Below are 22,113 nucleotides of genomic sequence, written 5' to 3'. Positions count from 1 at the left end.
AGAACACCTACGACCGGCTCGGCATCCCCGAGGCGGAGAAGCAGCGCCTGGTCGCCGGTGTCGCCGCGCAGTACGAGTCCGAGGTCGTCTACCACCAGATCCGTGAGGACCTGGAGGAGAAGGGTGTCCTGTTCCTGGACACCGACACCGCGCTGCGTGAGCACGAGGATCTCTTCCGGGAGTACTTCGGCTCGGTGATCCCGGCCGGGGACAACAAGTTCTCCGCGCTGAACACCGCGGTCTGGTCCGGTGGCTCGTTCATCTACGTCCCCAAGGGCGTGCACGTGGACATCCCGCTGCAGGCCTACTTCCGGATCAACACCGAGAACATGGGCCAGTTCGAGCGGACCCTGATCATCGCCGACGAGGGCTCCTCGGTGCACTACGTCGAGGGCTGCACGGCGCCGATCTACAAGACCGACAGCCTGCACAGCGCCGTCGTCGAGATCATCGTCAAGAAGGACGCCAAGGTCCGGTACACGACCATCCAGAACTGGTCTAACAACGTGTACAACCTGGTCACCAAGCGCGCCACCTGCGACGAGGGCGCGACCATGGAGTGGATCGACGGCAACATCGGCTCCAAGGTGACGATGAAGTACCCGGCCGTGTTCCTGCTCGGCGAGTACGCCAAGGGCGAGACCCTCTCGGTCGCGTTCGCGGGCGAGGGCCAGCACCAGGACGCCGGCTCGAAGATGGTGCACGCCGCACCGCACACCTCCAGCACCATCGTCAGCAAGTCGGTGGCCCGTGGCGGTGGCCGCAGCTCCTACCGCGGCCTGGTGCAGATCAACGAGGGCGCGCACCACAGCCGTTCCTCGGTGGTCTGCGACGCCCTGCTGGTGGACCAGATCTCCCGGTCCGACACCTACCCCTACGTCGACATCCGCGAGGACGACGTGCAGATGGGGCACGAGGCGACGGTCTCCAAGGTGTCCGAGGACCAGATGTTCTACCTGATGTCCCGAGGCATGTCCGAGACCGAGGCCATGGCGATGATCGTGCGCGGCTTCGTGGAGCCGATCGCCCGTGAGCTGCCGATGGAGTACGCCCTCGAGCTGAACCGCCTCATCGAGCTGCAGATGGAAGGAGCCGTCGGCTGATGTCGTTGCTGATCAACGAGGAAGACACCCACGCGGGTCACCTGGACCCGCAGTCCCAGCTGGGTGGGGACCACCGCATCCCGGACCAGTCGCGCGCCGCGCGCACCCGGTCCTTCGACGTCGACGCCTTCGGTGTGCCCACGGGCCGCGAGGAGGAGTGGCGCTTCACCCCGGTGGACCGGCTCGGGAACGTCTTCAGCGACGCCCCGACCGACGTCCGCGACGGTGTCGAGGCGGCAGACTTCGCCCTCGAGCTGCCCGACGGCGTGCTGCAGGCCCCGCTGGCCCCCGGCCAGGCCCCGCGCGGCAGCGTGCTGGTCCCCGAGGACCGCGGCGCAGCCGTCGCGAGCAGCAACACCGCCGAGGCCCTGCACCTGAAGATCGCCGACGGGGTGGAGCACGACGCGCCCCTGCGGGTCACGGTCGACGGTCTGGGTGCCGGTCGCCGCAGCAACTCGCACGTGGTCCTCGAGGCCGGTGCGCACAGCAAGGCGCTGCTGATCCTGGACCACACCGGCTCCGCCGACCACACCGGCAACGTCGAGATCGTCGTCGGTGACGGCGCCAACCTCACCGTGGTCTCCCTGCAGCGCTGGGACGACGAGGCGGTGCACCTGGCTCAGCACGAGGCGCTGGTCGGCCGGGACGCCACCTACAAGCACATCGCGGTGAGCATCGGCGGCAGCATCGTCCGGATGAACTCCAACGTGCGGTATGCCGGTCCCGGCGGCGAGGCCACCCTGCTCGGCGTCTACTTCGCGGACGCCGGTCAGCACCTGGAGCACCGCTCCTTCGTGGACCACAACGCCCCGCGCTGCACGTCGCTGGTCACCTACAAGGGTGCCCTGCAGGGCGAGTCCGCGCGGACCGTGTGGGTCGGCGACGTCCTCATCCGCAAGGAGGCCGAGGGCATCGAGACCTACGAGCTGAACCGCAACCTGGTGCTCACCGACGGCGCCCGCGCCGACTCGGTCCCGAACCTGGAGATCGAGACCGGGGACATCGCCGGGGCCGGGCACGCGAGCTCGACGGGTCGCTTCGACGACGAGCAGCTGTTCTACCTGATGTCGCGCGGCATCACCGAGGACGAGGCCCGCCGGCTGGTGGTCCGCGGCTTCTTCGCCGACATCATCGCCAAGATCGGTGTCACCGAGGTGGTCGAGACCCTGATGGTCGCGATCGACGAGGAGCTCGCGCTCACCATGGGTGCCGAGGCAGCCTCGCGCGAGGCATGAGCGCACCCGTCCGGGTCTGCACGGTCGACGAGCTCCCCACCTCGGTGGGGGCCGTCGTCGCCCTCGTCGACGGCCGCAAGGTCACCATCGCGAGGGACTCGCAGGGACGTCTCCATGCGTTCGACGACACCTGCAGCCACGCGAACGTCTCCCTCGCCGAGGGCGAGATCGAGAACGGCTTCATCGAGTGCTGGCTGCACGGCTCGCAGTTCGACATGACCACCGGCCGGCCCGTCCAGCTGCCCGCCACCCAGCCGATCGCCGTCCACGACCTCACGGTCGATGACGACGGCGGCGTCTACGTCACGGTCAACGGCTCGGCCGCCGGCGCCTGACGCACCCACCCCACGTCATACCAAGGAGAGAGCATGACCACCCTGGAGATCAAGAACCTGCAGGTCAGCGTTCAGACAGAGGATGCAGCCAAGCAGATCCTGCGCGGCGTCGACCTGACCATCAACTCCGGCGAGACGCACGCCATCATGGGCCCCAACGGCTCCGGCAAGTCGACCCTGGCCTACGCCATCGCCGGCCACCCGAAGTACACCGTCACCGGTGGTGAGGTGCTGCTGGACGGCGAGGACGTGCTGGCCATGGGCGTCGACGAGCGTGCGCAGGCCGGGCTGTTCCTGGCCATGCAGTACCCGGTCGAGGTCCCCGGCGTGACCGTCTCGAACTTCCTGCGGACCGCCAAGACCTCCATCGACGGCGAGGCCCCCAAACTGCGCCACTGGGTCAAGGAGGTCAAGGGCGCCATGGAGCTGCTCCGGATGGACCCGACCTTCGCCGAGCGGAACGTCAACGAGGGCTTCTCCGGCGGTGAGAAGAAGCGCCACGAGATCCTGCAGATGGAGCTCATCGAGCCCAAGATCGCCATCCTCGACGAGACCGACTCCGGGCTCGACGTGGACGCGCTCAAGGTCGTCTCCGAGGGCGTGAACAGGGTCAAGGAGAAGACCGGGCTGGGCGTCATGCTCATCACCCACTACACCCGCATCCTGCGCTACATCCAGCCCGACCACGTGCACGTCTTCGTGAACGGTCGGGTCGCCGAGTCCGGCGGGCGCGACCTCGCCGACCGCCTCGAGGAAGAGGGCTACGACCGCTTCCTCACCACGGCGGACGTCTGAGCCGAGTGACGATGACGACCGGCCGACCGATCACGCAGCCGCTGAGCGAGGTGGAGCTCACCCGCGTCAGGGCGGACTTCCCGCTGCTCGCGCGGACCGTCCGTGACGGTCGGCCGCTCGTCTACCTGGACAGCGGTGCCACCTCCCAGAAGCCGCGCGTGGTGCTGGACGCCGAGCGCGAGTTCTACGAACGGCACAACGCCGCCGTGCACCGGGGGGCGCACCAGCTGGCGGAGGAGGCGACGGACGCCTTCGAGGGGGCGCGCCACCGGGTGGCGACCTTCCTCGGTGCGGACGCCGGCGAGGTGGTCTTCACCAAGAACGGTACCGAGGGCCTGAACCTGCTGGCCTACGCCTTCTCCAACGCGGCCGCGCCGGGCGCCCTGGACGGCGTCGACGAGGACTGGGCGCGACGGCTGCGCCTCGGCCCGGGTGACGAGGTCGTGGTGACCGAGATGGAGCACCACGCCAACCTGGTGCCCTGGCAGGAGCTGTGCCGACGCACCGGCGCCACCCTGCGCTGGGTCGGGGTCACCGACGACGGTGAGCTCGAGGACCCGCGCGCAGTGGTGGGGGAGCGGACCAAGGTCGTCGCCCTCACCCACGTGTCCAACGTGCTGGGCACGCTCAACGACCTGGGCCCCACCTCGCCCGTGCTCGCCGCGGCCCGCGCGGTCGGTGCGCTGGTCGTCGTGGACGCCTGCCAGTCCGCGCCGCACCTGGACATCACCGCGCTGACCGCCCCGGACTCCGGGGTGGACGCGCTGGTCTTCACCGGCCACAAGACGCTCGGCCCCAGCGGTGTCGGCGTGCTGTGGGCCCGCCGTGAGTTGCTCGAGGCGATGCCCCCGTTCCTCACCGGCGGCTCGATGATCGAGATCGTCCGGATGGAGGGCTCCACCTGGGCGCCGCCGCCGGCCAAGTTCGAGGCCGGCGTGCCGATGGCCGCCCAGGCGGTCGGCCTGGCCGCGGGCCTCGACTACCTGACGGACCTGGGGCTGGACCGGGTCGCGGAGCACGACCAGGAGCTGATGCGGCATACCCTGCAGGTGCTGTCCGCGCGGCCCTGGGTGCGTGTGCTCGGCCCGGCCGACCCGGCCAGGCGCGTCGGCTGCGTCGCCTTCGTCGTGGACGGGGTGCACCCGCACGACGTCGGGCAGGTGCTCGACGACTCCGGCGTCGCGGTCCGCACCGGCCACCACTGCGCGTGGCCGCTGCACCGGCGCCTGCGGGTCCCCGCGTCCACCCGGGTCAGCTTCGGGGTCTACACCACCCCGCAGGAGATCGACACCTTCGCCGAGGCCCTGGACCGGGTGCCGGAGATCTTCGGGATGGGGGTGAGCGCCTGATGGACCTGTACGGCGAGCTCATCCTCGACCACGCCAAGCGACCCCAGCACGCCGGGCTCCGGGAGCCCTTCGACGCCGAGGTCAACCACGTCAACCCCACCTGCGGTGACGAGATCAGCCTGCGGGTGCACGTGCGCACCGTCACCGGCGGCGCCCAGGACGGCCAGCAGGTGCTGCAGGACGTCTCCTACGACGCGCTGGGCTGCTCGATCTCCGTGGCCTCCGCCTCGGTGCTCGCCGAGGAGACCCTGGGTGAGCCGGTGCCCGACACCCTGGTGACCTACCGGCACCTGCACGCGATGCTCACCAGCCGCGGCACCGACCCGGGCGACCCCGAGCAGATCGGTGACGGAGTCGCCTTCGCCGGGGTGGCCCGCTACCCCGCGCGGGTCAAGTGCGCCCTGCTGCCCTGGACCGCCTACCTGGACGCCCTGGCCCGGGCCGGCGTCGACATCTCCGGCGCCAGCCGGGACACCTGAACCCTGACCGCGACACCCACCACCCCGACCCCGGATATCCTGGAGGGACCATGACCCAGACCACACCGCCCAACGTCGCCGACGTGGAAGAGGCCCTGCGCGACGTCGTCGACCCCGAGCTCGGGATCAACGTCGTCGACCTCGGCCTCGTCTACGGGGTGACCGTCGACGCCGCCAGCCACGCCGTGGTCGACATGACCCTGACCTCGGCCGCCTGCCCGCTGACCGACGTCATCGAGGACCAGATCGCCCAGAGCCTGGAGGGGCTGGTCACCAGCCACCGGATCAACTGGGTCTGGATGCCGCCGTGGGGACCGGACAAGATCACCGACGACGGCCGCGAGCAGCTGCGCGCCCTCGGGTTCAACGTCTGAGGATGCTCCGACACCGATGAACGCACCCCGCCTCGTCGAGGTCGCCCCCGAGCGCCTCGACGGGTGGGTCGAGAGGTTCAGCACCGCGCACGGGGAGGTCTTCCGGTCATGCGACCGGGGGACCTCCCCGTCGTCGTGGGAGCTGGCCGCGGCCGACGGCTCCTGGGCCAGGCTGACCGGCTGGCAGGAAGCCGAGGACCCGTCCTGGCCGCGGCCGCCGGTGCTGCTCGTGGTGCTCGTGCGGCGCGGCGGGTATGCCGTCGCCCTGGTCTCCGAGGCCGGTGAGCTCGTCGCGCACAAGGTCGGCACCCGGCACGTCCAGTCGCGCACCGCGGCCGGCGGCTGGTCCCAGCAGCGGTATGCCCGCCGCCGCGGCAACCAGGCCGACGCCCTGGTGGAGGCGGTCGCCGGGCACGGGGCCCGGGTGCTGGAGGAGGGGGAGACCAGGCTCGGCCGCCGGGCCGCAGGTCTCGTGCTGGGTGGGGACCGGAGCCTGGCCGGGCAGACCCTGGACATGCTCGCGGCGGGGAACCTCCGCCGTGTGCTGGAGGTTCCCCGCCGCGAGCTGTGGGACCTGCCGGACCCTCGCCGCGCCGTGCTGGACGACGCCGTGCGCTCCGGCCGTGCGGTCAGGGTCGAGGTCCGGAACGCCTGATCTCAGGCGTCGGCCGTCGCCGGCTCCTCCTGCCGCCATGGCAGACCCTGACGGTCGGCGTCGTAGGCCTCGCGGTCCAGGATGCCCTCACGCTTGGCGACGATGGTCGGCACCAGGGCCTGACCGGTGACATTGGTGGCGGTGCGGCCCATGTCCAGGATGGGGTCGACGGCCAGCAGCAGACCGACGCCCTCCAGCGGCAGCCCGAGCGTCGACAGGGTCAGCGTCAGCATGACCGTGGCCCCGGTGACGCCGGCCGTGGCGGCCGAGCCGATCACCGCGACGAAGGCGATGAGCAGGTAGTCGGTCACCCCGAGGGAGACGCCGAAGAACTGGGCGACGAAGATCGCGGCGATGGCCGGGTAGACGGCGGCGCAGCCGTCCATCTTGGTGGTCGCGCCGAGCGGGACGGCGAAGCCGGAGTAGGCACGTGGGACCCCGAGGTTGCGCTCGGTGACGGCCTGGGTGACCGGCAGCGTGCCGATCGAGGACCGGGACACGAAACCGAGCTGCATGGCCGGCCACACGCCGGTGAAGAACTGCTTCACCGAGAGCCCGTGCAGGCGCAGCAGCACCGGGTAGAGCACGCCGACCACCAGCAGCAGACCGACGTAGATGGCCAGCGTGAAGCGTCCCAGCGAGCCGATGGTGCCCCAGCCGTAGGACACGATCGCGTTGCCGAGCAGGCCGACGGTGGCCAGCGGGGCCAGCAGGATGACCCACCACAGCACCTTCTGCACGACCGTCAGCGCAGACCGGGTGAAGGAGAGGAAGGGGTCCGCGTCCTTGCCGACCTTGACCACGGCGATCCCGACGGCGATCGCCAGGATGAGGATCTGCAGCACGTTGAAGGACAGGCTGACCCCCTCGTCACCGGCGTCCGCCGAGAGGCCCAGGGCGTTGGCCGGGACCAGCCCGGTGAGGAAGTCCAGCCAGCCGCCGGTGCTCGCCGGGGCGGCCGCGTCGGCCGAGGTCACGCCCGCACCGCTGGCCGGGTCGATGAGCCAGCCGACGACCAGGCCGATGGAGACGGAGATCAGCGCGGTGATGGCGAACCACAGCAGGGTCTGCCAGGCGAGCCGGGCCGCGTTGGTGACCTCCCGCAGGTTGGCGATCGAGGAGACGATGGCCAGGAACACCAGCGGGGGCACGATGGTGCGCAGCAGGGTGACGAACGAGGACCCGATGATGCTCAGGGTCTCGGAGAGCCAGGTGGGGTTGTCGGCACTGGCGCCGGTGGCGCGGGCCACCAGCCCCAGGACGACACCCAGCACCAGGCCGATCAGGACCTGGGCGCCGAACGAGACACGGCGAAGTCGGGACAACACGGGGAGAACCTTCCGTCGGGCAGGACCCGGCCATCGTGGCCGGGGACGGTGCCCACGCACGGAGGAGCAGGGCACCCTCGTCCCAACAGGTGCTTATCGATGTCCTATTCCGGCGTTGGGGTTGTGAGGTCGATCACCCGTTGAAGTCGTCCACGCTGGCGGCATTCAGGACGTCGCAGGTCCCGGCGTCGCCGGACTCGTAGCCGCGCAGGAACCACCCCATCCGCTGCTCCGAGGACCCGTGCGTCCAGGTGTGCGGGGTGACCTCCCCCTGGACCTGCTCCTGGATCGAGTCGTCGCCCACGGCGGCCGCCGCGGACAGCGCCGACTCGATGTCCTGGCGGCTCAGCGGTTCCAGGAGCGCGGTGCCGGCGTCGTCGGTGGTGGCGGTCGCGTTCCCCGCCCAGGCTCCGGCGAAGCAGTCGGCCTGCAGCTCCACCCTGACCGCCCCGGACTCCGGTCCCTGGGTATCCTGGCGGCTCGCCTGCAACGCGCCGGTGTGGTTCTGCACGTGGTGCCCGTACTCGTGCGCGAGGACGTACATCTGGGAGAAGGCGCCCCCGTCCGCGCCCAGCTGCCCCTCGAGCTGGTTGAAGAAGGAGGTGTCCAGGTAGATGCGGGAGTCCAGCGGGCAGTAGAAGGGGCCGACCGCGCTGGTGGCCGAGCCGCACCCCGTCTCCACGCCCCCGCTGAAGAGGACGGACTCGGTCGCCGGCGCGTCCGGCAGCACCTGGGTCCAGTAGTCCTCCAGCGAGACCATCGTCGCCTTCATCCGGCAGTCCACGTCGGCGTTGGCGTCGGCGCCGCTGCGGCACTCCTGCAGGTCGGTGTTCTCCTGGGCCACCGGCGAGGAGGACTGCCCGCCGCCGAGCACCTGCCCGGGGTCGCCGCCGAGCAGCAGCACGACCAGCGCCAGCACCAGGGCACCCAGGCCGCCGCCGACGGCCAGCCCCGTCCCGCCACCGCCGCCCCGGCTCGCCCGTCCGGTGCTGATGTTCGCGTTCTCCCTGAACGTCATACCGCTCGCCTCCGGTCTCGGGGGCCGGGACAGGGGCCCCGGCCTAGCGCGTAGACTAGAGCAGTCCTGTGGATGAACCCGCTCCGCCGGACCGTACGACCCCCACCCCCATATCTGCGCCCTCCGTGACGAGGTCGCGCCCGCCCGTGGAAGAGAGTGCCCCTCGTGATTGCCGCCTCCGGAGTCGAGATCCGTGTCGGGTCCCGCCTGCTCATGGAGGACGTCACCTTCCGGGTCGCGGCCGGGGACCGGGTGGGCCTGGTCGGTCGTAACGGTGCCGGGAAGACGACGCTGACCAAGATCCTGTCCGGGGAGGGGCAGCCGGCCGCCGGCACGATCACCCGCAACGGTGAGGTCGGCTACCTGCCGCAGGACCCGCGCACCGGGGACCTGCAGGTGCTGGGCCGGGACCGCATCCTGTCCGCCCGAGGGCTGGACGAGGTGATCCGGGGGATGCGGACCGCCGAGGAGCGGATGGCGGCGACCGACCCGGAGCAGCGGGAGAAGGCGATGTCGCGGTATGCGCGGCTCGAGTCGGAGTTCACCAGCCGCGGCGGGTATGCCGCCGAGTCCGAGGCCGCCACCATCGCCAGCAGCCTGGGGCTGCCCGATCGGGTGCTGGCCCAGCCGCTGAGCACCCTCTCCGGTGGTCAGCGCCGCCGCATCGAGCTGGCCCGGATCCTCTTCTCCGGTGCCGACACCCTGCTGCTCGACGAGCCGACCAACCACCTGGACGCCGACTCGGTGGTCTGGCTGCGCGAGCACCTCAAGACCTACACCGGTGGGCTGATGATCATCTCGCACGACGTCGAGCTGATCGAGACCGTGGTCAACAAGGTCTTCTACCTGGACGCCAACCGCCAGATCATGGACATCTACAACATGGGCTGGAAGGCCTACCTCACCCAGCGCGAGGCGGACGAGCGGCGTCGGCACCGGGAGCGCGCCAACACCGAGAAGAAGGCGACCGCGCTGCTGGCCCAGGCCGACAAGATGCGGGCCAAGGCCACCAAGGCCGTCGCCGCGCAGAACATGGCCCGGCGGGCCGAGCGGATGATGGCCGGGCTGGAAGGGGAGCGGCAGTCGGACAAGGTCGCCAAGCTGCGCTTCCCCAGCCCGAGCCCGTGCGGCAAGACGCCCCTCACCGCCCAGGGGCTGTCCCGCTCCTACGGCAGCCTGGAAATCTTCACCGACGTGGACCTGGCCATCGACCGCGGCTCGCGGGTGGTGGTGCTGGGACTCAACGGTGCGGGCAAGACCACCCTGCTGAGGCTGCTCGCCGGCGTGGACGCGGCGGACACCGGGGAGGTGCGTCCGGGGCACGGCCTGCGGCTGGGCTACTACGCCCAGGAGCACGAGACGTTGGATGTCGACCGGAGCGTGCTGCAGAACATGAAGTCCGCGGCGCCGGACCTGGACGAGACCGAGACCCGCAAGGTGCTGGGCTCGTTCCTGTTCAGCGGCGACGACGTGGACAAGCCGGCCGGGGTGCTCTCCGGCGGGGAGAAGACCCGTCTCGCGCTGGCGATCCTGGTGGTCTCGGCGGCGAACGTGCTGCTGCTCGACGAGCCCACCAACAACCTCGACCCCGCCTCGCGGGAAGAGGTGCTGGGCGCCCTGCGTTCTTACGAGGGTGCGGTCGTCCTGGTCAGCCACGACGAGGGTGCCGTGCAGGCCCTGGAACCCGAGCGGGTGCTGCTCCTGCCGGACGGCGTGGAGGACCTCTGGGGCCGCGACTACGAGGAACTGATCTCGCTGGCATGAGTCCGCGCCGGCGAGAACCCCCACCGGCGGGCCGCCGGGACCATGACGGGAGGGCCGGATGAGCAGCGTCGGGATGCGCGGGGGGACCTTCCGGTCGTTCGCCAAGGACCGGGACGTCCGCAACCACAGGATCGGCCGGGAGACAGCGCTGCGGGTCGCCGGCTACGGACGACCGTTCGTCCGTGACATCGCGATCTACCTGGCGCTGACCATCCTGGCCGGTGCGCTGGTCACCGCGGTCCCCCTGCTGCTGCGCCGGATCATCGACGACGGTGTCGACCCGGGCGTCCGTGAGGTCGTCATCCAGCTTGGCTGGGTGGTGGCCGGCCTGGCGGTGCTGGAGGCGCTGGTCACCGTGGTCAGCCGGTGGTTCGGGTCCCGGATCGGCGAAGGGCTGATCTACAACCTCCGCCGCGAGGTCTTCGCGCACGTGCTGCGCCAACCGATCGGCTTCTTCACCCGGGCGCAGACCGGGGCCCTGGTCTCCCGGCTGAACACCGACGTCATCGGTGCGCAGACCGCCTTCACCTCGATCCTGTCCGGCCTGGTGAGCAACCTCGTCCAGATGCTGCTCATCCTGGGCGCGTTGTTCACGATGAGCTGGCAGATCACCCTGCTGGCGCTGCTGCTGCTGCCGATCTTCCTCATCCCGGCCCGGCTGATGGGGGCCCGGCTGTCGTCGCTGACCCGCCAGCAGATGATGCTCAACGCCGACATGCAGAGCCGGATGACGGAGCGGTTCAACGTCGCGGGCGCCCTGCTGGTCCGGCTCTTCGGCCGCCCCGCCCAGGAGAACCAGGAGTATGCCGAGCGGGCCGCCGGCGTGCGTGACGCAGGGGTGTCGATCTCCGTCAACCGGGTGGTTTTCATGGCGGGGCTCGGGCTGGTCGCGGCCCTGGCCACGGCACTGGTCTACGGGATGGGAGGCCTGATGGCGGTCTCCGGGGAGCTGACTACGGGGACCCTGGTGGCGATGGCGGCCCTGCTGTCCCGGCTCTACGGGCCGCTCACCGCCCTGTCCAACGTGCGGGTCGACATCATGACCGCCCTGGTCAGCTTCGAGCGGATCTTCGAGGTGCTGGACCTGCGGCCGCTGGTCCGTGAGGCCGAGCACCCCCGTCGCATCCCCGGCGGACCGGTCGCGGTGAAGCTGTCCGGCGTCAGCTTCGCCTACCCGGCCGCGGACGAGGTCTCGCTGGCCTCGCTGGAGCACCGCCCCGAGGCGGAGACGCTGGACGGCCACCAGGTGCTCACCGACGTCGACGTCGAGATCGAGGCCGGCTCGATGGTGGCCCTGGTGGGGCCGTCCGGGGCTGGCAAGACCACTCTCACCACCCTGGTCACCCGGCTGTACGACCCCACCGCCGGGAGCATCACGATGAACGGCGTCGACCTGCGGGAGGCGTCCTTCGACTCGGTGCGCGAGACGTTGGGGGTGGTGACCCAGGAAGCCCACATGTTCAACGACAGCGTGCGCGCCAACCTGGTGTACGCCCGCCCCGAGGCCACCGAGGGGCAGCTGTGGGCAGCCCTGGACGGGGCCAGGATCGGCGACCTGGTGCGGCGCCTGCCGGACGGTCTGGACACCGTCGTCGGGGACCGGGGGCACCGGCTCTCCGGCGGTGAGAAGCAGCGGCTGGCGATCGCCCGGCTGCTGCTCAAGTCACCGGCGGTGGTCGTGCTGGACGAGGCCACCGCCCACCTGGACAGCGAGTCCGAGGCGGCCGTGCAGCGGGCGCTGGACGAGGCGCTGCAGGGCCGCACGTCGCTGGTGATCGCGCACCGGCTCTCCACGGTGCGGGACGCGGACCTGATCCTGGTGATGGAGGGCGGACGCGTCGTGCAACGCGGCACCCACGAACAGCTGCTCGCCGAGGGCGGGCTCTACCACGCGCTCTACCGCACCCAGTTCCGCGAGTGAGCAGAACCGGCTCAGGCGTCCTCCTCGTCCCAGATCCGGACCTTCCGGGGGCGGCCGGCCCGCTCGCGCCGTCGGCCGGACGCGGGCGCCGGTGAGCCTTCCTCGGTGGGCTCCTCCGCCTCGCGGCGGGCCATCACCAGCACCAGCACCAGCCCGACCGGCACGGTGAGCCACCACTGCAGCGCGTAGGCGAGGTGCGACCCCAGGCCGGTGTCCGGCGGGTCCAGGGGGGCGGGACGCGCAGCCGGGGCGGGCGTCTCCTGCTCGAGGACGACATACCCTCCGCGGAGCTGCTCGCCGGTGGTCTCCGCGAGCTGCGGGAGGTCGATGGAGGCGAGCTGGCCGGGGACCATCTCGCGCCCCAGGTCGGGCTCGGAGGGGCGGAGCCACCCGGTGACGGTGACCTCTCCCTCCGGGGCGGGAGGCACCTCGGGGAGCTGCTGGGCGGAGGCGGCGTTGGGCACCCACCCCCTGTCCACGGCCAGCGCGGTGCCGTCGCCGAGGACCAGGGGGACCAGCACCTCGTACCCGTAGACCCTCTGGTGCGGACGGTTGCGGACGAGGTGCTCGTCGTCGACCGCGTAGCTACCGGTGACGCTGACCCGGGTCCACTGGTCCTGCGGGTCCAACGGCTCGGCGTCGGGCAGCACGCTGTCGACCGGGACAGGGTCGGCGAAGTAGTTCGACTCGACCACGGCCCGCCGCTCGACCTTGTCCTCGTGCCGGTTCCACTGCCACAGCCCGAGGAGCGAGGTGATCACGGCGAAGACGACCGCGAGCCCCAGGTAGCCCATCCACCGGGGGCGGCGCAGGACCCGCCACACGTCAGCCGTCCTCCTCGGTGAGCTCGTCGACGCTCTTGACCTCGAGCAGGAAGCCGCGCAGCTGCACGAAGTCCCGCAGGTGCTCGCGGTGGTCCTCACAGGCGAGCCAGACCTTGCGCCGTCCCGGCACGTGCAGGGAGGGGTTGCGCCAGACGACGGCGTGCCGGGCGGTTCCACGGCAGGCCTTGGCGCTGCAGACGAGGTCGGCGGGCTCCCTGGGCGTCACGAGGGTGTGGTGCTCCCGGTGGAGCTGGGCGGGCCGGGGTCGCGTGGCGAGGGCCCGCCGACGACAGTGCCGCTGATCACCTCACCCGCGGGGCGCCGGTCCTGGGCGGGGGCCGGTTCGGGGGCCGGACCCAGCCCTCGGGTGGGGGAGCGCGGCGTGGAGCTCGGCCCCTGGCGGGTGTCGACGGCGTTGGCCAGCATCACGGCGAAGGACGGGATGACCACGGCGAGGAACACCGCGATCCAGGCCAGCACGACGTGCTCGTTGAGGAACGCCCACACCGCCACGGGGAAGGCGGCCGTACGGATGCCCATGGCGATCAGGTACTGCCACATCCGGCGGTTGCGGTCGTCCTCGACGGAGCGGCGTGCGCTCGTCGCCGACTGCGCGGGACGACGCGCGCGGACGCGGCCGGAGGAGTTGCTGGGCACCCTTCCACGATACGGCTACGGTGTCCGGGTGACGAATCAGAGCAGCACCCGCACACCGTCCGCCGTCCTGGTCACCGGGGGCAACCGGGGGATCGGTCTGGCCATCGCGAGGGCGTTCGCCGCCACCGGTGACGACGTGGTCATCACGCACCGCAGCGGACAGCCTCCCGAGGGGCTGCAAGGGGTCGTCTGCGACGTCACCGACTCGTCCAGCGTGGACGCGGCGTTCACCCGGGCCGAGGAGCTGCTGGGGCGTCCGGTCGACGTGCTGGTGGCCAACGCGGGCATCACCAAGGACACCTTGCTCATGCGGATGAGCGACGAGGAGTTCGACAGCGTCATCGACACCAACCTGGCGGGGGCCTTCCGCTGCGCCCGTCGGGCCTCCAAGGGGATGATCCGGGCGCGGGCCGGCAGGATCATCCTGATCTCCTCGGTCGTCGGGCTCTACGGTTCCCCGGGGCAGACCAACTACGCCGCGTCCAAGTCGGCCCTGGTGGGTCTGGCGCGGTCGATCACCCGGGAGCTCGGGGGGCGGGGGATCACCGCGAACGTGGTGGCCCCCGGGTTCATCGAGACCGAGATGACCGAGCAGCTGCCGCCGGAGCGGCGGACCAGCTATCTGGCGGGCATCCCGGCCGGCCGTTTCGCGACCCCCGAGGAGGTGGCCGGGGCGGTGCTCTTCCTGGCCGGCCCGGACGCGGGGTACATCTCCGGCGCGGTCATCCCGGTCGACGGCGGCCTCGGCATGGGTCACTGACCACCACGGGACGCCTTCCACGGGTTCGGTCCGGCACGGACTAGAGTCCTCCTCATGCTCCTCGAGGGAAAGAAACTGCTGATCACCGGCGTCCTGATGGACTCCTCCATCGCCTTCCATGTCGCCCGGTTGGCGCAGGAGCAGGGTGCCGAGGTGGTGCTCACCTCCTTCGGGCGGACCATGCGGATCACGCAGACGATCGCGCGGAGGCTGCCGCGCCCGGCGCCGGTGGTCGAGCTGGACGTGCAGAACACCGAGCACCTGGACACCCTCGCCGAGCGGGTGGGCGAGCACGTCGACCATCTGGACGGGGTGCTGCACTCGATCGGTTTCGCGCCGCAGGGTGCCTTCAACTTCCTGGAGGCCGAGTGGGACGACGTCGCGACCGCGATGCACGTCAGCGCCTACTCCCTCAAGGCCCTGGCGGTGGCCGCGCTGCCCCGGATGAGTGCCGGTGGCAGCGTCGTGGGTCTCACCTTCGACGCGCAGTACGCCTGGCCGGTGTACGACTGGATGGGTGTGGCCAAGGCCGCCTTCGAGGCCACCAACCGCTACCTGGCGCGTGACCTGGGACCGAAGGGCATCCGGTCGAACCTGGTCTCGGCGGGACCGATCGGCACGACCGCAGCCAAGTCGATCCCGGAGTTCGACCAGTTCGCCAAGTGGAGCGACCACTCCCCGCTGAACTGGGACGTCAAGGACCCGGTGCCCGCCGCGCAGGCGTGCGTGGCGCTGCTGTCAGACTGGTTCCCGATGACGACCGGGGAGATCGTGCACGTCGACGGCGGGTTCCACGCGACCGGCTTCTGACGCCCGGGCATGCTTCTGGCCCGACCGTGTCTGGTCGGGTGCGGGGCGGGGTCATCGCAGGTGCCATCGGACGCCGAACTCGTCGATGGTGGCGCTGTGGTCGTGCTCGTGGACGAAGGTGTGGTGCCTGGGACAGGCCAGGGCGTAGTTGGACAGGTCTGATCGGCCGACGCGGGCCCAGTGCACGACGTGGTGGGCGTCGCACCAGGTGGCGGGCACGGTGCACCCCGGGATCGTGCACCCACGGTCCCGGACGGCGAGCTGGAGCCGTTGCCCCGGCGTGACGAGGCGTCGGGCGCGTCCTTGGTCGACGATCTCGCTGGGTCCGCCCAGGACCATCGGGATGATCTCCGCCTCGCACGCGAGGCGCCGGATCACCGACGCCGCGATGCTGGCGCCCTCCAGCGTCGCACCCGCTCCGGGTGCACCATCGGCGGAGGACGTCCCGACCTGCCGGCGCAGCGCCTCCAGGTCCATGGTGACGATGAGCGTGGCCTTCGGCGTGGCCGGCTGTCCCTGGGTCCCGGCGACCCCTCGCGTCAGGACCGTCATGAACGCGTCGTAGCGGCGCTGCCCCGGCGTCCGGGTCTCCGGCTGCCCGGTGGCCTGCTGCTCCTGCAGCGAGGCGGGCGCGGCCAGCGGTGAGGTGATGATCGCCCGCACCGCCTCGTAGTCGGCGTCGTCGCCGAACGTCAGGATCATCCGCCGGAGCGACCCACCGGCCGGGGACGACTCGTGCAGATCCCGCAGCCCCCGCTGTGCCAGTGCCCGGTCCTCGTGCTCACGTTCCGGCATACACCGGCGGACCACCTCGTCGATGACCCGCTGCACGTCCTTGTCCCCGAACACCTCGTCGGTCCCGGTCTCGGTCAGCAGCTGCACGGCGTCCTGGTGCTGCGCCGGGGTCAGCGCACCCCGGATCCCCTCGGTGGCCCGGTGGATCCGCGCGGCGCGCGCGATCGGCATACCCCCGTCCAGGACCGCGTCCACCAGCGGGGCGTGCACGCCCTCGCGTGACGCGTCGGCCAACCTCGCCAGGTCGCGCACCACCGGCGCCTCGAGCTCGGGGCAGCGGATCTGCAGCCAGTCGGCCAACCCGAAGCCGCTGCCCACGTGCAGCCCTCGCCGCGCCACCTCGCACGCCAACCGCAACCGGGCCCGCACCAGCAACTCCTGAGCGGAGGCGACCGCGACCAGACCCGCCTCCACGTCAGCGTCGGCCAGCTCACCGACCTGCATCCCCGCCAGCACGCCCAGGGCCAGCTCCCGCTGCGCCGAGCGCAGCGTGCCCAGCAGCACCTCACCCACCGGCGCCGCGGCCGGCAACCCCTCGCGCAGCACCTCGGCGGCCCGCCCCCGGACCACTTCACCACCCCACGACTCCGACATAGGACAACCGTACGAAGCCCCACCGACAGACCTTGTCGGCCGTCGTCGTCCTGCCGGGGCGGGCGCCGTGACGCTCAGGACTCGATGACGGTGCCCTTCCCGACCACGACGATCCCGGAGTCGGTCACGGTGAACCCGCGCGCCCGGTCGTGGTCGTGGTCGACCCCGATGTGCACCCCGGCCGGGACGAAGACGTCCTTGTCCACGATCGCGCGGTGGATCTGGCAGGACCGCCCGATCTCCACCCGGTCCATCAGCACCGAACCGGTGACGTGGCTGAAGCTGTGCACCTTCACCCGCGGCGAGAGGACCGAGTCGCTGACCGTGGCGCCGGAGATGACGCAGCCGGGGGAGATGGCCGAGTTGACGGCGTGGCCCACCCGGTCCCCGGAGCCGTGCACGAACTTGGCCGGCGGGTGCGGCCCGGCGTTCGTGTAGATCGGCCACTCCTCGTTGTAGAGGTTGAAGATCGGGTGCACCGAGATGAGGTCCATCTGCGCCTCGTAGTACGAGTCGAGCGTCCCCACGTCGCGCCAGTACCCGCGGTCCCGGTCCGTCGCGCCGGCGATCTCGTTGTTCTTGAAGTCGTAGACCCAGCCGTCCCCCTGCTCGACGAAGGCCGGGACGATGTCACCGCCCATGTCGTGCTTGGAGCCCTGGTTGAGCGCGTCGGTGCGCACCGCGTCCTCCAGCGCGTCCGCGGTGAAGACGTAGTTGCCCATCGAGGCCAGCACCTCGCCGGGGGAGTCCGGCAGCCCCTGCGGGTCCTGCGGCTTCTCCAGGAACTCCTTGATCTTGCGCGGGTCCTCCGGTTGCACGTCGATCACGCCGAACTGGTCCGCCAGCCCGATCGGCTGCCGGATAGCGGCGACCGTGCATGCGGCCCCGGTCTCCACGTGCTGCTCCACCATCTGCGCGAAGTCCATCCGGTAGACGTGGTCCGCGCCGACCACGACGACGATGTCGGGCCGTTCGTCGTGCACCAGGTTCAGGCTCTGGTAGATCGCGTCGGCGGACCCGGCGAACCAGTTCTTGCCCAGCCGCTGCTGCGCCGGGACCGGCGCCACGTAGTTGCCGAGCAGCGTCGACATCCGCCAGGTCTTGGTGATGTGCGCGTCCAGGCTGTGCGACTTGTACTGGGTCAGCACCACGATCTTGAGATAGCCGGAGTTGACGATGTTCGACAGGGCGAAGTCGATGAGGCGGTAGATCCCGCCGAAAGGGACCGCCGGCTTGGCGCGGTCGGCGGTCAGCGGCATCAGCCGCTTCCCCTCCCCGCCCGCCAGGACGATCGCCAGGACCTTCAGCCGAGTGCCTCGTTGCGCTGCCATGGGAACAACCTAGACGCTGCGTCAACCTCTGGCGAGGGGCGGCTCCGCCCGGCTAGGTTGGGCGGGTGCGCATCGACATCCTCACCCGCGAGTACCCGCCCCACATCTATGGAGGGGCCGGTGTCCACGTCGCGGAGCTGACCCGTGCGCTACGCGCCCGGGAGGGGATGGAGGTGCAGGTCAGGGCCTTCGACGAGCCGGTGGACGAGCCCGGCACCACGGGGTATGCCGTCCCGCCTGACCTCGTCGACGCCAACGGGTCGCTGCGCACCCTGGGGGTGGACCTGCTGATGGCCAGGGACGTCGCCGAGGGAGGCGCCGACCTGGTGCACAGCCACACCTGGTACGCCAACATGGGCGGGCACCTGGGGGGTCTGCTTGCCGAGGTGCCGCACGTGGTCAGTGCGCACAGCCTGGAACCCCTGCGGCCGTGGAAGGCCGAGCAGCTCGGCGGCGGCTACGGCATCTCCTCGATGGCGGAGAAGGTCTCCTACGAGGGCGCCGCAGGCATCATCGCCGTCTCGGCCGGGATGCGTTCGGACATCCTGACGGCATACCCGTCGGTGGATCCGGGGAAGGTGCACGTCGTGCACAACGGCATCGACGCCGGTCTCTGGCAGCGGGACACCTCCCCGGGAGCAGCCCAGGTGCTGCGCGACCGGGGCCTCGACCCCGAGGCGCGCAGCGTGGTCTTCCTCGGCCGGATCACCCGTCAGAAGGGCCTGCCCTACCTGCTCAAGGCGCTCCGGGCCCTCGACGACGACGTGCAGATCATCCTGCTCGCCGGTGCCCCGGACACTCCCGAGATCGAGGCCGAGGTGATCGCCCTCGTCGACCAGCTGCGCGAGGACCGTGGCCCGGATGCCGCCGCGGTCGTCTGGGTCGGGGAGATGCTGCCCCGGGACAAGGTGATCGCGGTGCTCTCGCACGCCACCGTCTTCGTCTGCCCGTCGGTCTACGAGCCGCTGGGCATCGTGAACCTGGAGGCGATGGCCTGCGGCGCGGCGGTGGTGGCCACCGCCACCGGGGGCATCCCCGAGGTCGTGGTGGACGGGACGACCGGCTGGCTGGTGCCCATCGAGCAGGTTCAGGACGGCACCGGCACCCCGGTCGACGAGGAGGCCTTCGTCGCGGACCTCGGTCGCGCGCTGGTCGAGTCCGTCGCCGACCCGGAGGAGGCGCGCCGTCGGGGCGAGGAGGGACGCGCCCGCGCGGTGGAGCACTTCAGCTGGACGACGGTGGCCGAGCGCACGGTCGAGGTCTACCGGGCCGTGCTGGAGGGCAGGGCACCCCGCCTGGGCTGAGCGCCCCGCCCTCCGGCCCAGAGGTCCGGTCCGGCTCAGATCGCCTGGTCGGCGAACCCGCGGGCCGCGATGCCCCGCAGCAGGGTGCCCACCGCGGTCTGGTTCGTCTGCAGGTCCCCGGCGACCCCCAGTCGGCTCTTCAGGGTGTCCACCTGTCCCTGCGTCTGCGGGCCCCAGATCCCGTCCACCGCGATGCCGGCACCGAGGAAGTCGTTGGCCACCGCCTGGAGGTAGACGACGTCCGAGCGCGAGCCCTGCAGGAGCCGGCGCTCCGGCATACCCCCGACGTCCGCGTGGAAGTGGTTGGCGTGGGCGGCGTTGTAGTTGCCGTCCAGCACGAACCGGAAGTGCTGGCGCAGGGTGGCCTCGACCGCGAAGTACCGGCGTCGCCGGGTGCGGCTGGCGGAGGCGTGGTCACCGGTGAACATGTCGCTGACCTGGCCACCGGTCCACCGCACGATGCTCACGTCCATCGCCGTGCCGGCGCCGTGCTGACCGGCCTTGTCGACGTAGAAGCCGGCGCTGCCCATCGAGGACACCGCGCCGTAGCCGGCGGCGCCGGACCACGACGCCAGGGTGCTCATCCAGGTCTGCAACCGGCTGCTGAAGGTCGACGTGCAGTACCAGGTGCGGGGAGAGGTCTGCAGCCCGAAGTAGACCGGCACGCCCTGGATGCTGGAGAAGGCGATGAGGTCCAGCGGTGCCATCGACGCGGGGGCCGGGACGTGCGACCCTCGGCCCGTGGTGGCGCGTGCGGCCGTGGGGACGCCCAGCAGGCCGGCCCCGGCCACCGAGGCAGTTCCGAGTACCGCCCGTCGTGACATCCGCCGGCCCGGCCGATCGGCCCGGGTTCCGTCCTGTGATCCGTGCGTCATCGTCAGCTCCCCTCAGATGGCCTGGTCACGGAAGCCGTGGACGGCGATCCCGCGCAGCAGCTTGCCGACCGCCGCCTGGTTGCGCTGCAGGTCGCCGGAGACGTCGAGCCGGTTCTTCAGCTTCGTGACCTCCTGCTGGGTGCGCGACCCCCAGACCCCGTCGACCGCGATCCCGGCCCCGAGGAAGTTGTTGGCGACCGCCTGGACGAAGACGGTGTCCGCGCGGGACCCGTGCAGCAGCCGGCGGTTGGGCAGACCGCCCACGTCGACGTGGAAGTGGTTGGCGTGGGCCGCGTTGTAGTTGCCGTCCAGGCAGTAGCGGAAGTGCCGCCGCAAGGTCGCCTCCACCGCGAAGTAACGCCGCCGCCGGGTGCGGTTCCCCGAGGCGTGATCGCCGTTGAACATGTTGCTGTTCCGCCCGCCGGACCAGCGCACGATGCTGAGGTCCATGGCGGTGCCCGCCCCGTGCTGACCGGCCTTGTTCACGTAGAACCCGGCGCTCCCGATGGACTTCACCGGCCCGTGACCCGCCTGGCCGGACCACGCCGACAAGGTGTCCATCCAGTCGCCCAGACGGCCGTAGAAACCGGACGTGCAGCTCCACGTGCGCAGCGGTGAGGTCTGGGTGCCGTAGTAGACCTCCACCCCGCGGATCCGGGAGAAGCTGCGCATCGCCTGCGCGTCCATCTCCCGTGCGCTCGGCAGGTGCTCCGCGGGCAGTGCCGCAGCGTCCCGGGTCTCCTCGGCCCAGGCCGGCGTCCCCAGCATGCCGGCACCGGCGACCGACATGGCCCCCAGCACCGTCCGGCGACTGACCCGCCACCCCCGTCCGTCCTGCTGGTTCCCGGTCTCGTGCTCCCCGGCCCCGTGGTCATCCCTGGTGCTGGCCGTGTCCATGACGATTCCTCCCGTTGCGTCCAGTGGATACCCACGACGCTAGGGAGGTCGCGCTCGGCTGTGGGTCAAGGGAGGGTATGCACTGGGCAAAAGTTGGGTCTGTTGACCCTTCACCTACATCGGTGCAGGTCAGCGCCACCCCGCGAGGTGCAGAACAGCGGTGTTGGTGGCATCGGCCAGGGCCCCTGAGGCTCTGCGCTGCAGCTGCTGCAGGGCCTGGGCGCGGCTGCGCGTGGTGGCCAGGTCCGCGGACTCCGAGGCCGGGTCCAGCCCGGCGTCGGTGAGCGTGAGCACCGTCCCCGCCAGGCTGATCAGCCGTGCCGCCCGCCCGGGTATGCCCTCGGGCAGCCCCCACCTGCCCTGGTCGGTGGCGCTGCGGGCCCGCGCCAGGCCCTCGCCGGCTCCCGGACCGAAGGGCGCGCCGCCCACCGCCAGCAGCTGCTCGGTGAGCTCGGCCAGCTCGGTGCGCAGCGACAGCTCCACCTGCCCGAGGTCGAGGGCCTCCACCCGGTGGGTGGCGACCGGCCCCGCGGGGTAGGTGTCCCAGCGGACGGACCAGCCGCGGTCCGCGACCGGACCGTACTCCTCCAGCGTCGGCACCAGCGCCCCGCCGAGCGCCGGGATGTAGACGCACTCCTGGGCCAGCGCGGCGGCGGCCTGCAGCTCCGGCCCGCTCGGCGGCAGGCCGGTGAGGTCGCCCGGGCGGGGGAGTGCCACCAGGACGGCATGCTCCCCGAGGCTCTGCCAGAGCGTCAACGTCTCCAGCAGGCCGGTGCAGTCGTCGAGGTCGGGCAACGCCCTGGGCGCCACCTCGGCAGGGTCGATGCGACCGGAGAGGGCGGTGGTGGCCCACAGCGCGACGCGGACGCTGGCGGGCAGCTCGTGATCGGGCATGGGGGCGATGGTAGGT

23 protein-coding genes are annotated in these 22,113 nt (G+C 71.3%); 13 read left to right on the top strand and 10 right to left on the bottom strand.

Annotated features, from left to right (window positions below; translation table 11 throughout):
- The 8 genes from sufB to ACI3EY_RS16190 all read left to right on the top strand — a co-directional run.
- A partial coding sequence (gene sufB, locus ACI3EY_RS16225) for a Fe-S cluster assembly protein SufB (protein ID WP_405041110.1) occupies positions 1–1,103 on the top strand: 1,103 nt, incomplete at its 5' end.
- Positions 1,103–2,338, top strand: coding sequence for a Fe-S cluster assembly protein SufD (sufD, locus tag ACI3EY_RS16220; protein WP_405037330.1), 1,236 nt, complete (start codon positions 1,103–1,105; stop codon positions 2,336–2,338). The genes sufB and sufD, both read left to right, overlap by 1 nt.
- A complete protein-coding gene (locus ACI3EY_RS16215; RefSeq protein ID WP_405037329.1) occupies positions 2,335–2,673 on the top strand; it encodes a non-heme iron oxygenase ferredoxin subunit in 339 nt (112 codons plus the stop codon). The genes sufD and ACI3EY_RS16215 overlap by 4 nt, the downstream gene beginning before the upstream one ends.
- Positions 2,674–2,706: 33 nt before the next feature.
- Positions 2,707–3,468: a Fe-S cluster assembly ATPase SufC gene (gene sufC / locus ACI3EY_RS16210; protein WP_405037328.1), complete on the top strand. Its 762-nt coding sequence runs from the start codon at positions 2,707–2,709 to the stop codon at positions 3,466–3,468.
- Positions 3,469–3,479: 11 nt separating this feature from the next.
- Positions 3,480–4,817: an aminotransferase class V-fold PLP-dependent enzyme gene (locus tag ACI3EY_RS16205; protein WP_405037327.1), complete on the top strand. Its 1,338-nt coding sequence runs from the start codon at positions 3,480–3,482 to the stop codon at positions 4,815–4,817.
- Positions 4,817–5,296 (top strand): Fe-S cluster assembly sulfur transfer protein SufU, encoded by a 480-nt coding sequence (sufU, locus tag ACI3EY_RS16200; protein ID WP_405037326.1) that lies wholly within the window; start codon positions 4,817–4,819, stop codon positions 5,294–5,296. The genes ACI3EY_RS16205 and sufU overlap by 1 nt, the downstream gene beginning before the upstream one ends.
- A gap of 50 nt (positions 5,297–5,346) precedes the next feature.
- Entirely contained in the window at positions 5,347–5,670 is a 324-nt protein-coding gene (locus ACI3EY_RS16195) for a metal-sulfur cluster assembly factor (RefSeq protein WP_405037325.1), read from the top strand.
- 16 nt (positions 5,671–5,686) lie between these two features.
- Positions 5,687–6,325, top strand: a complete 639-nt coding sequence (locus ACI3EY_RS16190; RefSeq protein WP_405041109.1) for an acVLRF1 family peptidyl-tRNA hydrolase — start codon at positions 5,687–5,689, stop codon at positions 6,323–6,325.
- A 2-nt stretch (positions 6,326–6,327) separates the two neighbouring features.
- Here the strand turns inward: ACI3EY_RS16190 and ACI3EY_RS16185 are convergent, their stop codons facing one another.
- Both ACI3EY_RS16185 and ypfJ read right to left on the bottom strand, forming a co-directional pair.
- On the bottom strand, positions 6,328–7,653 hold the full coding sequence (locus ACI3EY_RS16185) for a dicarboxylate/amino acid:cation symporter (protein WP_405041108.1): 1,326 nt from the start codon (positions 7,651–7,653) through the stop codon (positions 6,328–6,330).
- Between the two features lie 133 nt (positions 7,654–7,786).
- Positions 7,787–8,671: a KPN_02809 family neutral zinc metallopeptidase gene (gene ypfJ / locus ACI3EY_RS16180; RefSeq protein ID WP_405037322.1), complete on the bottom strand. Its 885-nt coding sequence runs from the start codon at positions 8,669–8,671 to the stop codon at positions 7,787–7,789.
- A 165-nt stretch (positions 8,672–8,836) separates the two neighbouring features.
- Between ypfJ and ACI3EY_RS16175 the strand changes: the two genes are divergently transcribed.
- Positions 8,837–10,435, top strand: coding sequence for an ABC-F family ATP-binding cassette domain-containing protein (locus tag ACI3EY_RS16175; protein ID WP_405037321.1), 1,599 nt, complete (start codon positions 8,837–8,839; stop codon positions 10,433–10,435).
- Positions 10,436–10,493: 58 nt separating this feature from the next.
- The gene (locus tag ACI3EY_RS16170; protein ID WP_405037320.1) at positions 10,494–12,356 is read left to right on the top strand and encodes an ABC transporter ATP-binding protein; all 1,863 of its coding nucleotides are present in this window, start codon (positions 10,494–10,496) and stop codon (positions 12,354–12,356) included.
- An 11-nt stretch (positions 12,357–12,367) separates the two neighbouring features.
- Here the strand turns inward: ACI3EY_RS16170 and ACI3EY_RS16165 are convergent, their stop codons facing one another.
- Genes ACI3EY_RS16165 through ACI3EY_RS16155 form a run of 3 tightly spaced genes read right to left on the bottom strand, consistent with a single transcriptional unit; the run spans position 12,368 to position 13,837 of the window.
- A complete protein-coding gene (locus ACI3EY_RS16165; protein ID WP_405037319.1) occupies positions 12,368–13,180 on the bottom strand; it encodes an SURF1 family cytochrome oxidase biogenesis protein in 813 nt (270 codons plus the stop codon).
- Position 13,181: 1 nt separating this feature from the next.
- Entirely contained in the window at positions 13,182–13,406 is a 225-nt protein-coding gene (locus tag ACI3EY_RS16160) for a hypothetical protein (protein ID WP_405037318.1), read from the bottom strand.
- A complete protein-coding gene (locus ACI3EY_RS16155; protein ID WP_405037317.1) occupies positions 13,403–13,837 on the bottom strand; it encodes a DUF3099 domain-containing protein in 435 nt (144 codons plus the stop codon). Before ACI3EY_RS16155 ends, ACI3EY_RS16160 begins: the two co-directional genes overlap by 4 nt.
- Positions 13,838–13,865: 28 nt before the next feature.
- On the opposite strand from ACI3EY_RS16155, the gene fabG reads away from it, so the two are divergent.
- Positions 13,866–14,597, top strand: a complete 732-nt coding sequence (gene fabG / locus ACI3EY_RS16150; RefSeq protein WP_405037316.1) for a 3-oxoacyl-ACP reductase FabG — start codon at positions 13,866–13,868, stop codon at positions 14,595–14,597.
- Between the two features lie 54 nt (positions 14,598–14,651).
- Entirely contained in the window at positions 14,652–15,407 is a 756-nt protein-coding gene (fabI, locus tag ACI3EY_RS16145; protein ID WP_405037315.1) for an enoyl-ACP reductase FabI, read from the top strand.
- 51 nt (positions 15,408–15,458) lie between these two features.
- Here the strand turns inward: fabI and ACI3EY_RS16140 are convergent, their stop codons facing one another.
- Together ACI3EY_RS16140 and glgC are read right to left on the bottom strand one after the other, a co-directional pair.
- Positions 15,459–16,796, bottom strand: a complete 1,338-nt coding sequence (locus ACI3EY_RS16140) for an HNH endonuclease signature motif containing protein (protein WP_405041107.1) — start codon at positions 16,794–16,796, stop codon at positions 15,459–15,461.
- Positions 16,797–16,870: 74 nt separating this feature from the next.
- Positions 16,871–18,127 (bottom strand): glucose-1-phosphate adenylyltransferase, encoded by a 1,257-nt coding sequence (gene glgC / locus ACI3EY_RS16135; RefSeq protein ID WP_405037313.1) that lies wholly within the window; start codon positions 18,125–18,127, stop codon positions 16,871–16,873.
- 65 nt (positions 18,128–18,192) lie between these two features.
- Between glgC and glgA the strand changes: the two genes are divergently transcribed.
- Positions 18,193–19,431 carry a glycogen synthase gene (gene glgA / locus ACI3EY_RS16130; protein ID WP_405037312.1) on the top strand — a complete coding sequence of 413 codons (1,239 nt, stop codon included), beginning with the start codon at positions 18,193–18,195 and terminating at the stop codon, positions 19,429–19,431.
- 35 nt (positions 19,432–19,466) lie between these two features.
- On the opposite strand, the gene ACI3EY_RS16125 is transcribed toward glgA, so the two are convergent.
- The 3 genes from ACI3EY_RS16125 to ACI3EY_RS16115 all read right to left on the bottom strand — a co-directional run bounded on the left by ACI3EY_RS16125 (position 19,467) and on the right by ACI3EY_RS16115 (position 22,097).
- A complete protein-coding gene (locus ACI3EY_RS16125) occupies positions 19,467–20,222 on the bottom strand; it encodes an extensin family protein (protein WP_405041106.1) in 756 nt (251 codons plus the stop codon).
- Positions 20,223–20,318: 96 nt separating this feature from the next.
- Positions 20,319–21,203: an extensin family protein gene (locus tag ACI3EY_RS16120; RefSeq protein WP_405037310.1), complete on the bottom strand. Its 885-nt coding sequence runs from the start codon at positions 21,201–21,203 to the stop codon at positions 20,319–20,321.
- Positions 21,204–21,332: 129 nt separating this feature from the next.
- Complete coding sequence (locus ACI3EY_RS16115) at positions 21,333–22,097, bottom strand: hypothetical protein (RefSeq protein ID WP_405041105.1); 765 nt, start codon at positions 22,095–22,097, stop codon at positions 21,333–21,335.
- Positions 22,098–22,113 lie beyond the last annotated feature (16 nt).

This window comes from Serinicoccus shuyuelongi, from assembly GCF_045032955.1.
In the GTDB taxonomy this organism is placed as follows: domain Bacteria; phylum Actinomycetota; class Actinomycetes; order Actinomycetales; family Dermatophilaceae; genus Ornithinicoccus.
Note: the sequence above shows the minus strand (reverse complement) of the source record. Positions and strands in the feature narration are given on the sequence as shown.

Bases quoted from the DNA above. Each gene is read 5' to 3' on its own strand.
- sufD (WP_405037330.1), top strand. From the start codon at position 1,103: ATGTCGTTGCTGATCAACGAGGAAGACACCCACGCGGGTCACCTGGAC.
- ACI3EY_RS16215 (WP_405037329.1), top strand. From the start codon at position 2,335: ATGAGCGCACCCGTCCGGGTCTGCACGGTCGACGAGCTCCCCACCTCG.
- sufC (WP_405037328.1), top strand. From the start codon at position 2,707: ATGACCACCCTGGAGATCAAGAACCTGCAGGTCAGCGTTCAGACAGAG.
- ACI3EY_RS16205 (WP_405037327.1), top strand. From the start codon at position 3,480: ATGACGACCGGCCGACCGATCACGCAGCCGCTGAGCGAGGTGGAGCTC.
- sufU (WP_405037326.1), top strand. From the start codon at position 4,817: ATGGACCTGTACGGCGAGCTCATCCTCGACCACGCCAAGCGACCCCAG.
- ACI3EY_RS16195 (WP_405037325.1), top strand. From the start codon at position 5,347: ATGACCCAGACCACACCGCCCAACGTCGCCGACGTGGAAGAGGCCCTG.
- ACI3EY_RS16190 (WP_405041109.1), top strand. From the start codon at position 5,687: ATGAACGCACCCCGCCTCGTCGAGGTCGCCCCCGAGCGCCTCGACGGG.
- ypfJ (WP_405037322.1), bottom strand. From the start codon at position 8,671: ATGACGTTCAGGGAGAACGCGAACATCAGCACCGGACGGGCGAGCCGG.
- ACI3EY_RS16170 (WP_405037320.1), top strand. From the start codon at position 10,494: ATGAGCAGCGTCGGGATGCGCGGGGGGACCTTCCGGTCGTTCGCCAAG.
- fabI (WP_405037315.1), top strand. From the start codon at position 14,652: ATGCTCCTCGAGGGAAAGAAACTGCTGATCACCGGCGTCCTGATGGAC.
- ACI3EY_RS16140 (WP_405041107.1), bottom strand. From the start codon at position 16,796: ATGTCGGAGTCGTGGGGTGGTGAAGTGGTCCGGGGGCGGGCCGCCGAG.
- glgC (WP_405037313.1), bottom strand. From the start codon at position 18,127: ATGGCAGCGCAACGAGGCACTCGGCTGAAGGTCCTGGCGATCGTCCTG.
- ACI3EY_RS16120 (WP_405037310.1), bottom strand. From the start codon at position 21,203: ATGGACACGGCCAGCACCAGGGATGACCACGGGGCCGGGGAGCACGAG.
- ACI3EY_RS16115 (WP_405041105.1), bottom strand. From the start codon at position 22,097: ATGCCCGATCACGAGCTGCCCGCCAGCGTCCGCGTCGCGCTGTGGGCC.